General features: G+C 62.1%; 15 protein-coding genes. 6 read left to right on the plus strand and 9 right to left on the minus strand.

All coding sequences use genetic code 11. From position 1 onward, the window contains the following. Nucleotides 1–15: 15 nt before the first annotated feature. The gene (locus tag GH769_RS26000) at nucleotides 16–1,020 is read right to left on the minus strand and encodes an AraC family transcriptional regulator (protein ID WP_032901755.1); all 1,005 of its coding nucleotides are present in this window, start codon (nucleotides 1,018–1,020) and stop codon (nucleotides 16–18) included. Between the two features lie 101 nt (nucleotides 1,021–1,121). On the opposite strand from GH769_RS26000, the gene GH769_RS26005 reads away from it, so the two are divergent. Continuing rightward, nucleotides 1,122–2,204: a fatty acid desaturase gene (locus GH769_RS26005; RefSeq protein ID WP_153649927.1), complete on the plus strand. Its 1,083-nt coding sequence runs from the start codon at nucleotides 1,122–1,124 to the stop codon at nucleotides 2,202–2,204. Here the strand turns inward: GH769_RS26005 and GH769_RS26010 are convergent. Together GH769_RS26010 and GH769_RS26015 are read right to left on the minus strand one after the other, a co-directional pair. Continuing rightward, a complete protein-coding gene (locus tag GH769_RS26010) occupies nucleotides 2,191–3,006 on the minus strand; it encodes an ABC transporter ATP-binding protein (RefSeq protein ID WP_020302213.1) in 816 nt (271 codons plus the stop codon). The two genes, GH769_RS26005 and GH769_RS26010, sit on opposite strands and share 14 nt — an antisense overlap. After that, nucleotides 3,003–4,601: an ABC transporter permease gene (locus GH769_RS26015; RefSeq protein WP_032901758.1), complete on the minus strand. Its 1,599-nt coding sequence runs from the start codon at nucleotides 4,599–4,601 to the stop codon at nucleotides 3,003–3,005. The genes GH769_RS26010 and GH769_RS26015 overlap by 4 nt, the downstream gene beginning before the upstream one ends. Nucleotides 4,602–4,880: 279 nt before the next feature. On the opposite strand from GH769_RS26015, the gene GH769_RS26020 reads away from it, so the two are divergent. Beyond that, nucleotides 4,881–5,882: an ABC transporter substrate-binding protein gene (locus GH769_RS26020; protein ID WP_153649928.1), complete on the plus strand. Its 1,002-nt coding sequence runs from the start codon at nucleotides 4,881–4,883 to the stop codon at nucleotides 5,880–5,882. Nucleotides 5,883–5,986: 104 nt separating this feature from the next. On the opposite strand, the gene GH769_RS26025 is transcribed toward GH769_RS26020, so the two are convergent. Further along, a complete protein-coding gene (locus GH769_RS26025) occupies nucleotides 5,987–6,907 on the minus strand; it encodes a LysR family transcriptional regulator (protein ID WP_019819896.1) in 921 nt (306 codons plus the stop codon). A 184-nt stretch (nucleotides 6,908–7,091) separates the two neighbouring features. Between GH769_RS26025 and GH769_RS26030 the strand changes: the two genes are divergently transcribed. Continuing rightward, nucleotides 7,092–7,997 (plus strand): TauD/TfdA family dioxygenase, encoded by a 906-nt coding sequence (locus GH769_RS26030; protein WP_019819893.1) that lies wholly within the window; start codon nucleotides 7,092–7,094, stop codon nucleotides 7,995–7,997. 126 nt (nucleotides 7,998–8,123) lie between these two features. On the opposite strand, the gene GH769_RS26035 is transcribed toward GH769_RS26030, so the two are convergent. The 3 genes from GH769_RS26035 to GH769_RS26045 all read right to left on the minus strand — a co-directional run bounded on the left by GH769_RS26035 (nucleotide 8,124) and on the right by GH769_RS26045 (nucleotide 11,487). Further along, nucleotides 8,124–9,731: an alkaline phosphatase family protein gene (locus GH769_RS26035; RefSeq protein WP_032901760.1), complete on the minus strand. Its 1,608-nt coding sequence runs from the start codon at nucleotides 9,729–9,731 to the stop codon at nucleotides 8,124–8,126. A gap of 244 nt (nucleotides 9,732–9,975) precedes the next feature. After that, the gene (locus GH769_RS26040) at nucleotides 9,976–10,437 is read right to left on the minus strand and encodes an HIT family protein (RefSeq protein ID WP_019819891.1); all 462 of its coding nucleotides are present in this window, start codon (nucleotides 10,435–10,437) and stop codon (nucleotides 9,976–9,978) included. Between the two features lie 105 nt (nucleotides 10,438–10,542). Further along, a complete protein-coding gene (locus GH769_RS26045; protein WP_032901761.1) occupies nucleotides 10,543–11,487 on the minus strand; it encodes a LysR family transcriptional regulator in 945 nt (314 codons plus the stop codon). A gap of 155 nt (nucleotides 11,488–11,642) precedes the next feature. On the opposite strand from GH769_RS26045, the gene GH769_RS26050 reads away from it, so the two are divergent. Then, entirely contained in the window at nucleotides 11,643–13,958 is a 2,316-nt protein-coding gene (locus tag GH769_RS26050) for a TonB-dependent receptor (RefSeq protein WP_032901762.1), read from the plus strand. Here GH769_RS26050 and GH769_RS26055 read toward each other — a convergent pair. Together GH769_RS26055 and GH769_RS26060 are read right to left on the minus strand one after the other, a co-directional pair. Next, the gene (locus GH769_RS26055) at nucleotides 13,929–15,116 is read right to left on the minus strand and encodes a CynX/NimT family MFS transporter (RefSeq protein ID WP_032901763.1); all 1,188 of its coding nucleotides are present in this window, start codon (nucleotides 15,114–15,116) and stop codon (nucleotides 13,929–13,931) included. The two genes, GH769_RS26050 and GH769_RS26055, sit on opposite strands and share 30 nt — an antisense overlap. Further along, complete coding sequence (locus tag GH769_RS26060; RefSeq protein ID WP_020302220.1) at nucleotides 15,103–15,564, minus strand: nucleoside deaminase; 462 nt, start codon at nucleotides 15,562–15,564, stop codon at nucleotides 15,103–15,105. Before GH769_RS26060 ends, GH769_RS26055 begins: the two co-directional genes overlap by 14 nt. 107 nt (nucleotides 15,565–15,671) lie before the next feature. Between GH769_RS26060 and GH769_RS26065 the strand changes: the two genes are divergently transcribed. Both GH769_RS26065 and GH769_RS26070 read left to right on the plus strand, forming a co-directional pair. Further along, on the plus strand, nucleotides 15,672–16,523 hold the full coding sequence (locus GH769_RS26065) for a LysR family transcriptional regulator (protein ID WP_005783745.1): 852 nt from the start codon (nucleotides 15,672–15,674) through the stop codon (nucleotides 16,521–16,523). Nucleotides 16,524–16,756: 233 nt separating this feature from the next. Further along, complete coding sequence (locus tag GH769_RS26070) at nucleotides 16,757–17,563, plus strand: energy transducer TonB (RefSeq protein ID WP_032901764.1); 807 nt, start codon at nucleotides 16,757–16,759, stop codon at nucleotides 17,561–17,563. The last annotated feature ends 19 nt before the right edge of the window (nucleotides 17,564–17,582 follow it).

Below are 17,582 nucleotides of genomic sequence, written 5' to 3' on the forward strand. Positions count from 1 at the left end.
CGGGTACTTGGATGGCTACTGCAAATCCCCCCGAAACTGCCCCGGCGTCATCCCCGTCCAGCGCTTGAACGCACGATTGAAACTGCTGGTATCGGCAAACCCCAGCAAATGGCTGATCTCGGCCAGTGAGCACTGCGGGTCACGCAGGTGCAATAACGCCAGGTTTTGCCGGCACTCATTGAGCAAGGCGTCGAATCGACAGCCTTCATCGGCCAGATGCCGCTGCAAGCTGCGCAGGCTCAAGTGCAGCGCTTGGGCAATACGTTCGGCGCTTGGCTCGCCGTCTGGCAATTGCGTCTCGATGGCGGCGCGCACCTTGCGTTCCCAGGTCAACGGTTGCAGTTGGGCGAGGGTGCGCTTGAGCACGGTTTCGTTGTGTTCGGCCAGCTCCGGGTTGGCGTCGTCCAGATGGCTGTCGAAATCGCTGGCGGCGAATTCCAGGCGGTCTTCGTCGGCGGCAAACCATACCGGCGCGCGAAATACCCTGTGCCACGGCTCGGGGTCGGCGGGTTCCGGGCGCCGCAGGTAAACGGCCAACGGCGCATAGTCGCGACCCAGGCGGTTGCGACAGGTGCGTACGTAGATCGCCGCAAAGGCATCAATCGCTTCCGGCGCGGGCGCGGGGCTGCCTGGAGGTTGGAGCAGGCGAAAACGGTAGACGTCGCCGTGGCGGCTCAGCTCCAGGTCCAGGGCATCACTGACCACCTGGTGATAGCGCACGATGCGCTCGAACACCTCGCGCAAGCTGCCGCTGGCCACCAATGCGTAACCCAGCGCATGAAAGGTGGTGGGGCTGACAAACCGCGACACCCGCAGCCCAATCGCCGGGTCGCCACTGGCCTGTACCGCCAGCGCCCATAGGCGCGTGGTGGCCGACAACCGATAGCGGGCGTTGGGGTCGTCCATCTGCTGCGGGTCCAGCCCGGCTTCGGCGCACAGGGCGGCGCTGTCGAGGCCCAGGGCGTCGAGCTGCTTGCGCAGGGCACGGGTCCAGCTGGCGAGGGAAGTGGGTTCGGTCATGGCAATTGGCGCTTGTGGTCAACAGATTGGCGTGCGCGGCTAGCGTCCTGCGCTAGGGTTAGGTGCAGGATTCAGGCATCACTTCACAAGAGAATGGAAGCATGGACGGTACTTCTGCAAGCCCCCAGCCGTTGAACGCGCAACAGCGTTCGGCGCATATCCGCGAGGTCGTGATGGCCGAAGGCGTGCGCTTGCGCCAGCGGCACCCCTGGTTGTTGCATCAGGACGCGCTGGGCGCGGGCATCCTGGCCTTTGTCCTGCTGGGCATGCTCGGCTCGGCAGCGCTTTATATCAGCGGTCATATGGCCTGGTGGGTGTGTCTGCTGCTCAATGCCTTTTTCGCCTCGCTCACTCATGAGTTGGAACACGACCTGATCCACAGCATGTACTTTCGCAAGCAACGCGTGCCCCACAACCTGATGATGGGCCTGGTATGGCTGGCGCGGCCAAGCACCATCAACCCATGGATACGCCGGCACCTGCACCTCAACCATCACAAGGTCTCGGGCACCGAAGCCGACATGGAAGAGCGCGCGATCACCAATGGCGAACCCTGGGGCATCGCGCGGTTGCTGATGGTGGGGGACAACATGATGTCAGCCTTGATCCGTCTGTTGCGCGCCAAGACCTGGCCGCACAGGGCTAGCATCCTCAAGCGCGTGCTGCTGGTGTACGCACCGCTGGCCTTGCTGCATTGGGGCGCGTGGTACGTCTTCCTGGGCTTTCATGCCGCCAATGGCATTGCCAGTTTGATGGGCGCGCCCATTCAGTGGTCAGCCGGTACCTTGCAGGTGATGCAGGTGATGCAGGTGATCGATATCGCTGCGGTGGTGATCATCGGCCCGAACGTGTTGCGCACCTTCTGCCTGCACTTTGTCAGCTCCAACATGCATTACTACGGCGATGTGGAACTGGGCAATGTGATTCAGCAAACCCAAGTGCTGAACCCTTGGTGGCTATGGCCGTTGCAGGCATTCTGCTTCAATTTCGGCAGCACCCATGGCATCCATCACTTTGTGGTCAAAGAGCCGTTCTACATCCGCCAGATGACCACCAAGGTGGCGCATAAGGTGATGGCCGAGATGGGTGTGCGCTTCAATGATTTGGGCACCTTTGCCCGCGCCAACCGCTTCGAACGACGTGAGCAGGCACACAGCGATTTAGCTCACCTCAGCAGGCAATAAACGCCAGGGGCAAATCGCGAATCTGTTCGCGCACGGGTGGTTGGTAGTGGTCATCGCTGATCAGTTCGTGCAGCAGTTCTTCGCGCAGTTGGTGGAATTCAAAGCTGCTGCGCTGGCGTGGATGGGGCAGGGCGATCTCGACTATTTGCTTGATGCGCCCGGGCCTGGGCTCCATCACCACCACGCGGTCGGCGAGGAAAATCGCCTCTTCCACGTCATGGGTGACCAGCACCGTGGTGATTCTGGCGCGGGCGCGAATGGCCAACAGTTCATCCTGCATCTGCTGGCGGGTCAGCGCGTCGAGGGCGCCGAAGGGTTCGTCCAGCAACAGGATGCGCGGGCTGGCCACCAGGCCGCGGGCAATCGCCACCCGTTGCGCCATGCCGCCGGAGAGTTGGTGGGGATAGGCGCGGGTGAAGTCAGTCAGGCCCACCAACTCGATAAAATCACCGATGCGCCGCGTGCGTTCGGCTTCGCTCAGCGGCTCGTTGACCAGGCCCAGGCCGATGTTTTGCGCCACGGTCAGCCACGGGAACAGGCGGTGCTCCTGGAACACAATACCGCGTTCGCCGCCGATCCCGCTGACGGCGTTACCATCCACCTGGATCTCGCCGCGATACTGCGTATCGAGCCCCACCAGCAGGCGCAGCAGGGTGGACTTGCCGCAACCGCTGGCGCCGACAATCGCGACGAATTCCCCTTCGGCCACCTCCAGGTTGAATTCGCGGATGGCTTCCAGTTCGAAGCCATCGACGTCGAAGGACTTGCCCACGTGGTTGAAGCTGACAATTGGTGCGTTCATGCGTGTCTCCAGCGAGTGGCGCGGGTTTCGAGGCGTTGGCCGAACAGGTTGAGGGTGGCGCCGGTGAGGCCGACCAGCAGCATGCCGCTCATGATCAGGTCCATGCGCAGCAGCTGTTGGGCGCCGATCATCAGGCTGCCGATGCCGCCATTGGAGGGCATGAAATATTCGGCGCCGAGGGTGCCCATCCACGCGTAGATCAGGCTCAGGCGCAGGCCGGCGAAAATCCCCGACGCGGCACCCGGCAGCACCAGGCGGCGCAGGCGTTGCCAGAGGTTCAGCCGCAGCACCTGCGCGGCTTCGCGCAGCTGGGGTGACAGGTTGAGCACGCTGCGCTGGGTGGCAATAAACAACGGGAAGAAGGCGGCGAGGGCGATAAACACCCACTTGGCCAACTCACCCAGGCCGAACCAGGCGGTCAACAGTGGCACCCAGGCGAAAATGGCAATCTGGCGCAACGCGGACAAGGTTGGGCCGAGCAGTCGTTCACTGCGCCGCGACAACCCCAGCCACAAGCCCACGGCAAAGCCCAGGCTGCCGCCGAGCAACAAGCCGCCCAGGGCCCGGCCCAGGCTTTTGCCCAGGGCGGTGGTCAGGCTGCCATCCAGCCCGCCGGCCAGGGTGGTTTGCAGCACGGCCCAGGGGCTGACCAGAATGTTCGGGTCTACCCAGCCCTGTTGCGACGCTGCCTGCCACAGCGCCAACAACAGCAAGGGTAACAACCAGGGCTGCAGACGTTGCCAGCCTTCATAGCGTGGCCCGCGGCGGATCTGCGCGGTGGCGGGGTGGGGCCAGTGCACCCACTGGCGATCCAGCCAGCCGATGCCGCGGTCCATCACCACACCCAGCACGCCAATGACCACGATGCACACGAAGACGATATCGAGCATGAACAACTGGCGCGCCCACACCATCAGGTAACCGATGCCTTCGCTGGAGGCCAGCAGCTCCACGGCCAGCAGGGAGGTCCAGCCGGCGGCCAGGGCCAGGCGTACGCCGGCCATGAACGCAGGCAGTGCGGCGGGCAGGACCAGGCGGCGGATCAGCAAGTGGCCAGGCAGGCGCAGTACACGGGCGGCTTCGCGCAGGTTGGGCTGGGCGTCGCGCACGCCCACCAGGGTATGCAGGGTCACGGGCACCACGATGGCCTTGACCAGCACCACCAGCTTGAGGGTTTCGCCAATGCCGAAAAACACCATGAACAGCGGGATCCAGGCGAGGGTCGGCACTTGCGCCAGCGCGCTGAACGTCGGGAACACCAAGCGCTCGGCGCGCGCACTGAAACCCAGGGACGCGCCCAGTATCGCGCCGGCACTGACACCGGCCAGCAGGCCCCAGAACAAGCGCTGCAAGCTGATCGCCAGATGGCTCCATAACTCGCCAGCGGCCAACTCCACCGCGCTGTTCCACACCAGGGCGGGGGTGGGCAGAATCTGCTCGCTCATCCAATGATTGCGGCTGGCCAGCCACCATAAGGCAAACAGCGTGAGCGGCAGCAGCCACGGCAATAAACGCTGGCCCAGCTGCGCCCAGCGCGGCGCGATGTCTTTGGGCGGGGCCGCCAGCGGCAGGCTCAGAAGTGAAATCCGGGCCATGGAAGACCTCCGAATGCGTTATGTGATTTCGATCTTACAAAAGCGTGATCAAGATGATTGTGAGATAAGAAAAGTCATTTAAAGCCTCACGCCGCCACGCATCCAATGCATTCGAAGAATATTTTCGATGCTGTTTATGCATATGCCTCTGGAGGCTGCGGGTTAGCTTGCATATTTCTAAATGCTATTAAATTGTGAATTTATAGTATTTAAAGTTTTGTTCAGTCTATGCCTACTTTTTGCTCCCCAGGCGACCGTCGCCCACCAGGAGCTGCGCTTATGAAACTGCCCTTTAAACGTCTGATCAGCCTGTTCGCCGGCACCGCCCTGGCCGGGTTGGTGCATGCCGCCGACCTCAAGGAAATCCGCATCGCGGTGCCCGACCTCAGTGCCGGCAGCCAGCACAGCGGTGGTGGCATCACCGACGTGTTGCGTGAACAGCAGATCTTTGAAAAAGCCTTTGCCGACCAAGGCATCAAGATCCAATGGAATTACTTCAAGGGCGCCGGCTCGGTGATCAATGAAGCGTTCGCCAACGGCCAGGTGGACCTGGCCTATCTGGGCGACCTGGCAGCGATCATCGGCCGCTCCAATGGCCTGGACACGCGGCTGCTCAGCGCCTCTGCACGGGGAGTGAAACACTACCTCGGCGTGGTGCCGGGCTCCGGCATCAAGACCTTGCAAGACCTCAAGGGCAAGCGCGTGGCGGTGTTCCGAGGCACGGCCAGCCAGTTGTCGTTCGACAGCGCATTGGCCAGCCAGGGCTTGAGCGAGAAGGACCTTAAGGTGATCAACCTGGACTTCAACGCGGCCGCTGCCGCCCTGGCCGCCAAGCAGATTGACGCCACCTGGGGCGGGTCCACCCTGACGGCGTTGCAGGCCAAAGGTTTGGCAGAAATACCGCTGACCACCAAGGACCTGGGCGATGCCGGCAGCATCCAGGCCGTGCTGGTGGGCAGCTCCAAATTCGTCGATGAACACCCAGACGCCGTGGCCACGTTGCTCAAGGCCCAGCAGCAAGCGGTGCAGTGGTTGACCGATGACAACAACAAACAGGCGTACATCGCACTGGTGTCAGGGCTGGCCAGTTACCCGCCGGTGATCCTCACCAATGATTTGAAAGACCAGAAACTCAGCGAAGTTTTCCCCTCCACGCTGGACCCGGTGTTCCTTGGCAAATTGCAGGATGCGGTGGACTTGGCGTCCAGGGAGAAGTTGATTCGCAAGTCGTTTCAGGTGAGTGATTGGGTGGCGCCTGGGCTGGTGGCGGCAGGGCTCTGAGCTTGTCGGTGCCTGGGCTATCGCTATCGCAGGCAAGCCAGCTCCCACACTTGAATGTGTTCAACGCTCAAATGTGGGAGCGGGCTTGCCTGCGATGAGGCCCTTCAAACCGCCACACTGACCTGCTGGCTATCCACCTCCACCAAGGTCTCGATCATCGCCTTCGCCGCCGGCGACAACCGCGACCCCGTGCGGCTGACGATCCCGCAGCGTGCGCTCAGGGTGTCCATGTGCTGCGGCAAGTTGCGCCAGTGCAGCAGCACCAGCGCCCCCTTGGCGATGTCCTCGGCAAAGGCTTCTTCAGTGCCGACGCCGATGGCATTGGTTTGCAGCACGATGCTCACCAGCGCCGGGAAGTGCTCGGTCTGGATACTCGGGGAAAAATCCATACGCCCACTCAGGTTCGCCAGCAGTTTGCGAATGCCTTGGGAGATCAGCGGCGCCGCCAGCGGGTAGTCGAACATATCGTTGGTGGACAGGCTGTCCTTGGCCAGCAAAGGATGCCCAGGGCGGCAGAAAAACACCCCGCGTTTGGGGGTGAGTGCGCGGGTCTGGAAATTCGGGTCGGCTTCGAACTGGCGGATGTCGGCGATAAAGAATTCAATCTCTTCACGGCTCAGGCGGCGGCTGAGGGTTTCCCAGTTATCCACCTGAAACGTGGTACGGATTTTCGGGTGGGCGTTGATAAACCGCGCCACCGCATCCGGCACCAGTTTCACGGCTGGCGCCGGGCCGCAGCCGAAACGCAGGTCGCCGGCGTCGAGCTTGGTCATGCGCGTCACTTCACTGCTCAGCAGCGCTGCACCATGCACCAGGCTCAGGGCGTGCTGCAACACCACCTGGCCTTCCGGCGTGGGGCGCAAGTCCTTGTGGCCACGGTCTACCAACACGCAACCGAACTCCTGTTCCAGCCCCTGGATACTGCGGCTGAACGCTGGTTGGGTGATGCCCATAGCGTCCGCGGCACGCACGAAACTGCGGTGTTCGTTGAGGGCGATGAAGTAGCGCAGTTGGCGAAGATCCATATGCTTTCCCGGCATTTTAAAAATAGGTCGAAGGCATTTGCGACCGAGCAAGCTGAGGTTTTAAATGCAAGCTCTTATTCCGTCAACGAAGCATTCATTCATTTGCTAGACCTAAATTGCATATGGATAGAGCGTTGCTGGAAGCGTCCCCCCACCGTTTCGCAGGCACATGAGGGTCATCACAATGAGCAACGCCGCATTAGCCGTTCAATCCGTCGCCCAACCACTCGATATTCACCCGGTAGCCGGGCGGATCGGCGCCGAAATCCGTGGCATCAAATTGTCCGGTGAGCTGGATGCCGCCACCGTCGAGGCCATTCAGCAGGCGCTGGTGCAGTACAAGGTGATCTTCTTCCGCGAACAAACCCATCTTGATGACCAGAGCCAGGAAGCCTTTGCTCACCTGCTCGGCGAGCCGATTGCCCACCCGACGGTGCCGGTGCGGGACGGCACGCGGTTCTTGATGGAGTTGGATGGCACCCGTGGCCAGCGCGCCAATTCCTGGCACACCGACGTGACCTTTGTGGATGCCTACCCTAAGGCCTCGATCCTGCGTTCGGTGCTGGCGCCTGCTTCCGGCGGCGATACCGTATGGGCCAACACAGCCGCTGCCTACAACGACCTCAGCGTGGAGCTGCGCGCATTGGCTGACCACCTCTGGGCGGTGCACAGCAACGAATACGATTACGCCGCACGCAAACCCGATGTGGCGGTTGAGAAGCTGGAGGAATACCGCAAGGTCTTCACCTCCACAGTGTATGAAACCGAACACCCGGTGGTGCGCGTGCACCCGGTCAGCGGTGAGAAAACCCTGCTGTTGGGGCACTTCGTCAAACGCCTGAAAGGCTACTCCCAGGCAGAGTCGGCGCAGTTGTTCAACCTGCTGCAAGGCCACGTCACCCGCCTGGAAAACACCGTACGCTGGCGCTGGAACACCGGTGACGTGGCGATCTGGGATAACCGCGCCACCCAGCATTACGCGGTGGACGACTACGGCACCCAGGAGCGCATCGTGCGCCGGGTTACGCTCAAGGGGGATGTGCCGGTGGGGGTGCAGGGGCAATCAAGCAAAACCACTAAAGGTCTTTAATCTGAGTGAAGATTAAAAAATGTGGGAGCGGGCTTGCCCGCGAACGCGCAGTGTCAGTCGACGTATTCATCAACTGACCCACTGCATTCGCGAGCAAGCCCGCTCCCACATTTGGATTTGTGGTGTTTACCAGACTCCGATCTTCACCACTTTCTCTGCCTCTGGCTCACCATAACGAAACCATTGCCCGCGCACCTCAACCTCCGTGTGGCTGATGGTGGTGCGCCGCTTCAACCCGCGCAGCCAGTCGAACAGATAACCCAGGTGCGTCTCGCGTACCTCGGCATAGGCGGGATCGCTGCCCAGGTCGTGCAGTTCTTGCGGGTCGTTTTCCAGGTCGAACAGTTGCGGGCGAAAGCCGTCGTAGGCCAGGTACTTCCAGCGCTCGCTGCACACCATGGTCATGCGGCAACGGTCGATCGGTTGCTCCAGGCGCTCGCGAGCCGGGGCCTGGAAGGCGTAGTCGTATTCGGCAATGGCGTAGCGGCGCCAGCTGGGTTGCTCGCCCTGCAGCAATGGAATCAATGAGCGGCCTTCCAGGCGATGGTCGGCGGCGGGCAAGCCCAAGGCGTCGAGGAAGGTGGGCAGGGCGTCGATGGTTTCCACCAGGCGCTCGTCTACGGTGCCGCGGCTGACATCGGCGCTGGCACGCGGGTCGCGCACGATCAACGGAATGCCCACCGCAGGCTCCAGCAAAAACTCTTTTTCGCCAAGGAAGTGATCGCCGAGGAAGTCGCCGTGGTCGCTGGTGAACACGATCAGCGTGTCATCCCAACGGCCAGTGCTTTGCAGAAAATCAAACAGCCGCCCGAGTTGATCGTCGATCTGTTTGATCAGGCCCATGTAGGTCGGAATCACCGTGAGGCGCACCTCGTCACGGGAAAAATTCTGGCTCTCCTGGTGTTGGCGAAATGCCTGGTACACCGGGTGATCGCTGGTGTGCTCAGGTTGAATCGGCGCCTGCACATGCTCGGTACCGTACAGCGCGTGATACGGCGCCGGCGCGATGTAGGGCCAGTGCGGCTTGATATACGACAGGTGCAGGCACCAGGGCTGTTCACCTTGTTCGTCGATAAAGTCGATGGCGCGGTCGGTGGTGTAGACGGTCTCCGAATGTTCTTCGGCCACCCGTGCGGGTTTGCCGGCGTTGCGCATATGCCAGCCGCTGAGCACTTCGCCGTTCTCACCTTCGGCGGCGTTGGCCCATTCGTGCCAAGGGTTGCTGCCGTGGTAGCCGTGATCACGCAAGTATTGGGTGTAGGGCGCGGACTCGCGCTTATCCTCGAACAGCGGGCTGTCGGGGTAGATGCCGTCGTGACGCAGATACGCATCGAAGCCGACCTCATTGAGCGGCTCGGCCTGGGCACTGTCGGGGTCGATCTGCAGGCGCTGCAAGGCCTCAAGGTTCGGCGTGGCGTGGGTCTTGCCCACCAAGGCGGTGCGGATGCCGTGGGGGCGCAGGTAGTCGCCGATTGTCAGTTCTTCGAGCGGCAGCGGCACTGCATTCCACGCCACCTGATGGCTGCTGACATAGCGCCCGGTGTAGGCCGACATGCGCGACGGGCCGCAGATGGTGCCTTGTGTATAGGCCCGACTGAAACGCACGCCGGCGGCGGCCAGGCGGTCGATATTCGGCGTGTGCAAATGGGCATGGCCGTAGCAGGACAGGTAGTCGCGGCGCAGTTGGTCGCACATGATGTAGAGCACGTTGCGCACGGGTTTGGGGTCAGACATGGGAATTTACCGAACGGAGGACAGGTGGGGTTTTTCGCCGTTCGAGGGGCGCTCTGGCAAGTGCATTTGGGGACTGGGTTCTATGCATTGAGTGCATGGGTGTGGCTGCTGGCGTCATCGCAGGCAAGCCAGCTCCCACAGTTGAAATGCATTCCCCTGTGGGAGCTGGCTTGCCTGCGATGACGGCCTGACAGCAGATACATATCTACCTGGCACACCCGCGATCCAATTGTGGGGAGCAGGCTTACCCGGCGAAGGACCTGATGTGAGCGGCCAGTCCTGCCAGCGCTTTATCATCTGCCCTGGCCGCGTCATGGGAGGAGACATAGCCTTCATAACGCTCAAAATATTTGTCCTGGGTCGAACTGATTTTTTTGAAGGCGCTATCTTCCCCGGTCCCGTGCATCGGGAATAATTTGGCGTGCAGATGATCGACGCCATAACCCTCCAGAATCATGCCTGTTCTAGCCACACCTTTTAGTGCTTTGTCCAAAAGCTTCGCCGTCTTTTTGGCTGCGATGACCAAGTCACACAGCACGGCGTCCGGTTCGGCAAACGCATAGCTGCCGTGATGGGTTTTGGGGATAACGACACTGAACCCCGGGGTGTTGGGAAATATGGAGAGAAAGGCCATGTGGGTCTGGTCTTCCCATAGGAGGTGGCAGGGTGCAGTACGGCGGGCAATACTGCAAAAAATACAGTCCATCAAACGCGCTTCCTCGTGCGAGTCAAAAGGTAGACCCTCTTGTATGTGATCTTTGTTATCTAACGATGACTTCACTGACGTTGCGGGCCGCTGTTCACCGCTTAGTCAGACCGCAATATTTTCCAACGCATAAACATCCTCGTCCCTCTCGTCAATCTCCTTGATCTGCTCAATCATCGCCTGCGCCAGCGGCGACAACCGATACCCTGCACGGCTGACGATCCCGTAGCGGGTGTAGCGCTCCTCCAGGTTTTCGTCCAACCCCTCAATCTGCAAACACACCAGTTCGCCCCGCGCCATGTGCAGCACGTCGCTGTTGGCGCTGACGATGCCGATGGCGTCCGAGCGCAATACCACGCCCATGAGGCTGTAGCCGTTTTCGCATTCCACATTGGGCTGGTAATCCGGCCGGCCGCTGAGGTCGACGATGACTTTGCGCAGGTTCGGCGGGCGGATGGTCACTGCCAGCGGGTAGCTCATCAGCTCGGCGGCGCTGACGCTGTTGCGTGCGGCCAGGGGATGCCCGGCGCGGCAGCAGAAGTGCCAACGGCGCGGGCGCAGGCGGTGGGTGTGGTAGTCGGGGTTGGCTTCGAAGTGGCGGGTGTCGGCGACGAAGAATTCGAACTCTTCGCTGAGCAGCCGCTTGCCCAGGCTTTGCCAGTCATCCACTTGGAACTGCACGCGGGCCTTGGGGTAGCGCCCGATAAAACTGCCGATGGCACGTGGGACTAACCCAGCTGCCGGCGCGGGGCCGCAACCGAAACGCAGTTCACCGGCTTCCAGGCCGTTGAACTGGCTGATTTCATTGGCCAGTTGTTGTGCGCCGCTGACCAGGCGCCGTGCATGTTCGAGCAGCACCTGGCCTTGCTTGGTGGGCGCCAGGTCTTTGCGGCCACGGTCGACCAGTTGGCAGCCGGCACTGTGTTCCAGGGCCTGGATGCTGCGGCTGAACGCCGACTGCGACAGGTTCACCGCCGTTGCTGCCGCGACGAAACTGCGCTGTTCGGCGAGCGCGATGAAGTGGCGAAGCTGGCGCAGGTCGATATGCATTTTTCACATCAAAAATATCCGGGAAATGCATTGGCTATGCATTAGGTCGACTCCTTATAAAGGCTATCTCTTATGCAGTAAATGTTCGTAAAAACATAAATAAATAACCTTTAGGAATATGAGGCGACGAGTATTCCGGGGTTTTGGAGCCGCTTATGAGTCTGTTCAAGTCCTTGCCCCTGGCTGTTCTAGTGGCCGGTAGCAGCAGTTGGTCGCCGGCCCAGGCCGCTGAAACACCCGCGCCTGCCGGCAAGGGCGAAAGCGCCAGTGGCCAACTGGAAACTGTCACGGTCACTGCCCGGCGGCGTACCGAAAGTGCCCAGGCTGTGCCGACGCCCATGAGCGTGCTCGGCGGCCAGGCCCTGGAAACCCAGCGGGTGTACCGCATCCAGGATTTGCAGCAACTGGTGCCCAGCGTCAACGTCGCCTATATGCATGCGCGCCAGTCCAGCGTGTCGATCCGCGGCCTGGGCAACAACCCGGCCAGCGATGGCCTGGAAGGCAGCGTGGGGCTGTATATCGACAACGTCTACCTCGGGCGCCCGGGCATGGCGGTGTTCGACCTGATGGACATTGAGCAGCTTGAGGTTTTGCGCGGCCCCCAGGGCACGTTGTTCGGCAAGAACACCACGGCTGGCGTGATCAATATCAGTACGCGCGCGCCGAGTTTTACTCCCGAGCGCAGCATCGAAACCTCCTTGGGCGAGGACGGTTATTTCCAGACCAAGGGCACGATTTCCGGCCCGCTCACCGAGGACTTGGCAGGGCGTTTCTCGGCCTATCGCACGCGCAGCGACGGCGACATCAAGAATGAACACGACGGCCATGATCTGAACGGCGGTTCACGCCAGGGCTTTCGCGGGCAACTGCTGTACAAGCCCAACGAAGCGTTCAACCTGCGCTGGATCGGCGACTACAACGAAGAGGATTCCAGCGCCGGCACCCGCGTGCTGTACAGCACCGGCCCGACCATCAATGGCACCAACCTGTATCAATCCCGGGCCAACGCGGCGGGCGCAACTTTGGTGGACGGCACCCATCGCAAGGTCAACCTCGACAACGACCAGCACGTCACGGTGTTCCAGGGCGGTACGTCGCTGGAAGCCAATTGGACGCTGCCCAGCGACTTCACCCTGACCTCGGTGAGTGCTTATCGCTGGTGGAATTTCACCCCGCGCAACGATGATGGCCTCAACGTACCGGCGTCGTATAACGCCGGGGTTTCGGTGGAAGATAAGCAGTGGTCCCAGGAATTTCGCCTGGCGTCGCCCAGCGGTGGTTTCTTCGATTACGTGCTGGGCGCCTACTACTTCGGCTCCGACCTGGATAACAAATCCTTTGCCTACTACGGGCCCAAGGCCGATATCTGGAACGGCACACCTGCCGGTGCGTTGAGCAACGTGAGCAGTGTGGGCAACGGGCATATCCGCACCGACAGCTTCGCGCTGTTCGCCCAAGGCACCTGGCACCTGACCGAACGCCTGGATTTCACCGCCGGCCTGCGTGGCACCTACGAAGAGAAAAGCGCCTGGGTCACGCGCAATGCGCCCGTCGGTGGCGCGGCGGTCAGCGGGGCTGCTGCCACGGCGCGGCGTGGGCGTACCGGGGCCTATGACTCTGGCGACCTGTCGCAATACAGCGCCACGCCGTCGGGGCTGCTCAACCTCAGTTATCACTTCAATGAAAACCTGCTGGGCTACGCGACGCTGTCCCACGGCGAGAAGTCCGGCGGTGTGAACCTGGCGGTGGGGTCTGCGCCGACGGCCGGAGCCGACTCGTTGCTGATCGGCACCGAGCGCGCCAACAACGCCGAGCTAGGCTTCAAGAGCACGCTGTGGGACCGCCGCCTGCAGCTCAATGCCAACCTGTTCTGGACCCAGGTCAACGGCTACCAGACCAACGCCTACGACCAGGACAACCGCGTTCAGTACCTGACCAACGCCGGCTCGGTACGCTCGCGAGGCGTGGAGGTGGAAAGCACCTTGGTGCCGATCAAGGGCCTGACCCTGAACATCAACGGCTCCTTCAATGACGTGACGTACCTGTCTTACAAGGATGCGCCGTGCCCGCCGGAAACCAGCCTGCGTCCCGGTGCGCCGGCATCCTGCGACCTGAGCGGCCATCAGGTAGTGGGCGCCTCCAAGTGGATCGCCAACGCCAACGGCGAGTACAAGTGGAACCTGGCGAACGGCTTCGAACCCTATGTCACCGCCAGTTACGCGTTCCGTTCCAAGGCGGTGGGCACGGTGGAAGATTCCGACTACGGGCAGATCCCGGCGTATGCGGTGGTCAACCTGTCTACCGGTTTGCGCGGCGACTATGACCAAGGGCAGTGGGATGTGTCGCTGTGGCTGAAAAACGCCTTCGACAAAACCTACTACACCACCCTGTGGACCGGTGGTAACGGCGGTTACGAGGGCCTGTTGGGCACGCCGCGCACCCTAGGCGTGACTGGGCGCTACGACTTCTAGGTCGGTGCGATAGGTGGCCGGGCTGAACACCCGCGTCACCAGCAGCATCGCCACCACCGTCACCGTCAGCACCACCCAGGCACTGACAAAGTTGCCGGTAAGCTCGCGCAGCCAGCCGGTCAGCCACGGCGAAATCGCATTGATCAAAAAGCCCACGCCTTGCACGAACGCCGCCAGTTGCCCGGCTTGGCGTGGGTCGCGATGGTGGTCGAGGGTCAGCAGCAAGCTCAGGGCAAAGCACGCCCCTAACCCGAAGCCGCACAAGGCCACCCACAGGTGGGGATATTCCTGCGGCGCAATGATCAGGCCCAGGTAGCCGATGGTTTGCGCCAGCAGGCTGATGCTGAGCAATGGGCGGCGGTCGATACCGCGTTGCGCCAGCACTGGCATCAACAGAGCGGCCGTCACCTGAAAAATCGTCATGAACGCCAGCAATGACCCGCTGGGCAGCACGCCCCAACCCAGTTGCTGATAGTAGGCGGGCAGCCACGCGACCATGCTCATGTAGCCGCAGTTGACCAGGCCGAAATACAGCGCCAGCAGCCAGGCGCGGCGGTTACGCAACCCTTTGAACGCAGGGGCCTGCTGTGGGTTTCGCGCCGCGCCCAGCGGCAGCCAGGCCCACAGCAACAACGCCCCCAGCGCCGGCAAGAGCCACACACCCAGGCCTGCTTGCCATTGCTGGAAATGCGTGGCCACCACCGGACTGAGCAGCGCCGCCAGGCCGCCACCGGCCATCAGCGAGGCCGAATACACGCCCATCGCCACCGGCACGCGGTGACGGAATTCGCGCTTGATCATCGCCGGCACCAGCGCCTGGATCAGCGCCACGCCCGCACCGCCGAGCAGCGCGGTAACCAGCAGTGCCGAAGCCTGGCCCATCAGCCAGCGCGCCAGGCACGCCAGCAAAATCATCAACAAGCCCAGGGCGATGCCGCGACGCTCGCCCAAGCGCGCCTCCACGCGCACGCCCACCAGTGCCACCAACCCCATGCAGATCACCGGCAGGCTGGTGAGCAGGGCGCTGCTCTGAAAGCTCAGGCCGGTGGCCTGGCGAATCTCGCCGAGCAGCGGGCTGATGGAACTGAGGAGGGGGCGCAGGTTCAGGCCGAGCACCACCAGCAGGCCCCAGCCGGCGAGGGATTTATTCAGGGTCATGCAGGGTTTTCCACTGGTGATACAGCGCAGTCATTGCGGCGTCGGGCAGGTGCTGAATGGGCAGGCGTTGCGCGTCGATGGGCAAGCCAACCTGCTGGCTGATGGCTGCCGTCGACAGGCCGAATGGCTCGGCTGTTTCGTTGCTGGCGGCAAACACTACGCGTTCTACACCGCACAGGTACAGGGCGCTCAAGCACATTGGGCAAGGCTGTCCGCTGGCATAGATCACGCACCCCACCAGGCGCGCACCCAGTTGTCGGCTCGCTGCGCGGATCGCCAGCAGCTCAGCGTGGGCGGTGGGGTCCTGGGTCAGGTGTATCTCATTCGCGGCTTCCACCAGCACTTCACCGTTGCGCGTCAGCACAGCACCGAAGGGGCGGCCACCTTGGGCGACGTTGGCGCGGGCCAAGGCGATAGCGCGTTGCAGGTGTGCTTGATCGTTGGTCATACAAGGCCCCCGGATGCGATGAAAGGTGTGAAGTATGGGCAGCCAGCAAGGTATTCTGAAATTAAATATAAACATGCCAATCAGTGGCAAGCACAATGGTGATGACGTTGTTCGATCCCGTGTTGTTGCGCAGCTTTGTCGCCGTGGTGGACTGCGGCAATTTCACCCGCGCCGCCGAGCGACTGCACTTGACCCAGTCCACCGTCAGCCAACAAATCCGCCGCCTGGAAGACGCAGTGGCGTGTCAGTTACTCGACCGCGACCAGCGCCGGGTAGTGGCCACCGCCGAGGGTGAGCGCCTGCTCGCGTATGCGCGCCGCATCCTCGCGCTGCACGAAGAAGCCGCCGATGTGCTGATCAACCAGCAAAGCGACGGCGTGTTGCGCCTCGGCGTGCCGGAGGACTTTGCCGCCGAGCGCCTGATGCCGCTGCTTTCGGCATTTGTCGTGGCTTATCCACGGGTGCGACTGGAAGTCACCAGCGGGCTGGGCCCTGAATTGCAGCGCCAGTACCGGGGCGGTGAGTTCGATGTGTTGCTGGTCAAGCAGATGGGCGACAGCGACGACTGTGTGGCGTCGTGGCCGGAGCCCTTGTACTGGGTCGACAGCCTGAGCACTCCGGCCCTGGGCCGCGACCCGCTGCCGCTGGTGGCTTTCCCCGTAGGCGGCCTGTATCGCAACGACATGCTGCACCATCTGGAACGGGCCGGCTGGCGTTGGCGCATCGGCTATTCCAGCGCCAGCCTGGCCAGTGTGTGCTCGGCGGTGGCGGCAGGCTTGGGCATCAGTTTATTGCCCGAACGGGTATTGCAACCGGGCCATCGCATACTCGGCCCAGAGAGTGGCTTGCCGCCTGTTCATGGCGTGCGATTGGCCCTGTATGGCCGCAGTGGTCTGGGCGCAGCGGGCCAGAGTTTGCTGGGTGAATTGCTGGCCTTGTGCAGTGGAAACCCGCACTGAGCCCATACCTTTGCCGAATATTTTGTATGCCTTTAAGGCATTGAAAGACAACGGCTTGAAGCCAGGCCACGGGCCACGTGGCTTTGGCGTGATCGGCTGTTTTGTTTATGTGTTTTTGTTCTATGTATAACTTTAAAGATTACTTTAAGAGATAAGTGTCTGGCCCCGATGATTCAGCCCACGACGGGCCTTCGCTGGCCCGTCGGTTTTTCAAAACCGTAGGGAGTGAATCAATGGGCAATGTCCAGACCGCCGCCAGTGCACCCGAGGCGCAGTGGCGCCCGGCACCGAGTGGTGAGTTGGTCGACCTTGGCCGGCCGCATCACGCGCCGTTGGGGCAATTGCGCCTGCAGAAGACCCCGAAGCGTTTTTCCAGCCGCCGCGAGGGGGTTTTGCTCGGGTTGCTGGTGTTGGCGCTGCACGGTGCAGTGATCTATTGGGTGAGCCAGAAACCCACGCCGGTGCTGCCGATTGTGCCGCCGGAAATTCCACCGATGACCATCGAATTTTTCCAGCCGGCGCCGCCGGTGGTTGAACCGCCACCGGCTGTACCGCCACCACCGCCTGTGGTCGAACCACCGCCGCCGGTGGTGGATGAGTTGGCGGCCAAGCCGGCGCCGCCCAAACCCGTTGCGAAACCCAAACCCAAGCCCGTGCCTAAACCTGAGCCTAAGCCGGCCCCCAAGGCCGTCGAGCAGCCACCTGCACCACCGACGCCAGCGCCACCTGCACCGCCCGCACCCGCGGCGCCAGCGCCGGTGACGCCTGCTTCGGCCAACGCCGCGTACCTGAAGAACCCGGCGCCGGAATACCCGTCACTGGCTCAGCGTCGCGGTTGGGAAGGTACGGTGTTGCTGCGGGTGCAGGTGCTGGCCAGTGGTAAACCGGGTGAGATCCAGGTGCAAAAAAGCAGTGGTCGCCAGCAGTTGGATGACGCGGCATTGGCGGCGGTGAAGCGCTGGAGTTTCGTGCCTGCCAAACAGGGCGATGTGGCCCAGAACGGCTGGGTGAGCGTGCCCATCGATTTCAAGATTCATTAATTATTCAGCGGCGCAGAGG

It is taken from the genome of Pseudomonas sp. CFSAN084952 (genome assembly GCF_009648855.1).
GTDB classification, from domain to species: domain Bacteria; phylum Pseudomonadota; class Gammaproteobacteria; order Pseudomonadales; family Pseudomonadaceae; genus Aquipseudomonas; species Aquipseudomonas paracarnis.

Bases quoted from the DNA above. Each gene is read 5' to 3' on its own strand.
- GH769_RS26035 (WP_032901760.1), bottom strand. From the start codon at position 9,731: ATGTCTGACCCCAAACCCGTGCGCAACGTGCTCTACATCATGTGCGAC.
- GH769_RS26060 (WP_020302220.1), bottom strand. From the start codon at position 15,564: ATGACCAACGATCAAGCACACCTGCAACGCGCTATCGCCTTGGCCCGC.
- GH769_RS26045 (WP_032901761.1), bottom strand. From the start codon at position 11,487: ATGCATATCGACCTGCGCCAGCTTCGCCACTTCATCGCGCTCGCCGAA.
- GH769_RS26025 (WP_019819896.1), bottom strand. From the start codon at position 6,907: ATGGATCTTCGCCAACTGCGCTACTTCATCGCCCTCAACGAACACCGC.
- GH769_RS26055 (WP_032901763.1), bottom strand. From the start codon at position 15,116: ATGACCCTGAATAAATCCCTCGCCGGCTGGGGCCTGCTGGTGGTGCTC.
- GH769_RS26015 (WP_032901758.1), bottom strand. From the start codon at position 4,601: ATGGCCCGGATTTCACTTCTGAGCCTGCCGCTGGCGGCCCCGCCCAAA.
- GH769_RS26020 (WP_153649928.1), top strand. From the start codon at position 4,881: ATGAAACTGCCCTTTAAACGTCTGATCAGCCTGTTCGCCGGCACCGCC.
- GH769_RS26010 (WP_020302213.1), bottom strand. From the start codon at position 3,006: ATGAACGCACCAATTGTCAGCTTCAACCACGTGGGCAAGTCCTTCGAC.
- GH769_RS26050 (WP_032901762.1), top strand. From the start codon at position 11,643: ATGAGTCTGTTCAAGTCCTTGCCCCTGGCTGTTCTAGTGGCCGGTAGC.
- GH769_RS26000 (WP_032901755.1), bottom strand. From the start codon at position 1,020: ATGACCGAACCCACTTCCCTCGCCAGCTGGACCCGTGCCCTGCGCAAG.
- GH769_RS26005 (WP_153649927.1), top strand. From the start codon at position 1,122: ATGGACGGTACTTCTGCAAGCCCCCAGCCGTTGAACGCGCAACAGCGT.
- GH769_RS26070 (WP_032901764.1), top strand. From the start codon at position 16,757: ATGGGCAATGTCCAGACCGCCGCCAGTGCACCCGAGGCGCAGTGGCGC.
- GH769_RS26030 (WP_019819893.1), top strand. From the start codon at position 7,092: ATGAGCAACGCCGCATTAGCCGTTCAATCCGTCGCCCAACCACTCGAT.
- GH769_RS26040 (WP_019819891.1), bottom strand. From the start codon at position 10,437: ATGGACTGTATTTTTTGCAGTATTGCCCGCCGTACTGCACCCTGCCAC.